1 pseudogene is annotated in these 1,011 nt (G+C 78.1%); it reads right to left on the reverse strand.

Going from position 1 to position 1,011, the window contains the following annotated elements:
- Nucleotides 1-963: pseudogene (locus tag CTKZ_RS20945) on the reverse strand (hypothetical protein); the annotation flags it as partial.
- Between the last annotated feature and the right edge of the window lie 48 nt (nt 964-1,011).

Raw genomic sequence — 1,011 nt, forward strand, 5'->3', positions numbered from 1 at the left:
GGCGGGCAGCACGCGCGCGAGCAGGTCGCGCGCCTTGCCCGGCGCGGCCCCACCCCTGCGGGCGGCGACGTCCGCCAGGCCCGGCCAGGCCGCCGCCTCCGCAGGCAGCAGCCCACGACGCGCGGCCTCCCGCAGGTGCGCGGCGTGCACGAGCGCTACGTCCAGGACCCGGTTCAGCCACCGAGGGGGAGGCCCATCGACCGACGCCGCGTAGCGGACCGACTCGACCAGCACGGGCCACAGGACCGGCAACGTCGTCGGGTCGTCCTCCAGCAGTCGCACGACGCGGGCCGGGCTGAAGTCGGCGTGCGGCAGGAGCGCCCGCAGCGCGAGAGCCACGGCCGCGGACCCGACGACGCCCTCGCGGACGATCTCCCGGACGTGGTACCGCGGCGGGTCGTCGTGGCACATCGACGCGAGCACCACGGCGACCATCGACGTCGTCAGAGGCGGCACCGGCGCGCCCCCGCGCTCCACGGGCCGGTCGCGCCCTGCCAGCCAGTCGCGGTGCGGCATCGCGACGAGCCGTCCCGCGGACTCGTCCCAGTGCAGCCACGCGTCGTGCGTGCCCGACCCCGACGCTGACGCCTGCCCGGCGGCCGACACCGCCGCGCACTGCCCCTCGCGCTCGAGGTCGTAGAACCAGGTCTTCGCGACGCGGTACGGCCCGGCGGGGTCGCCCGGCAGGTCGATGTCGACCGCGAGCATCCGGCTGGACCCGGTCCGCGCGACCCACGTCGTCGTGAGCGTCGCACCGTCGACCACGGCAAGGAGCGTCCCTGCCCCGGGGGCCCACACCTCGTCGAACGCCCGGCCCGGCGGCTCGTCGAGCACGACCAGCTCGGCGGGACCGGTCGTCCCCTCGACGCTCGCCGGCGCCGGCAGGAGGTCCACGACGGCGCGCGCGGCGACCACCGCCCGGGAGGACCCCGACCGGGCCGCGAGCGCGCGGGTGCCCGGCACGCCGAGCACCGTGGCGTCGGCGTCCCCGCGCGCGACGGCCGCGAGCAC

The organism is Cellulomonas algicola, assembly GCF_003851725.1.
GTDB classification, from domain to species: Bacteria; Actinomycetota; Actinomycetes; order Actinomycetales; family Cellulomonadaceae; genus Cellulomonas; species Cellulomonas algicola.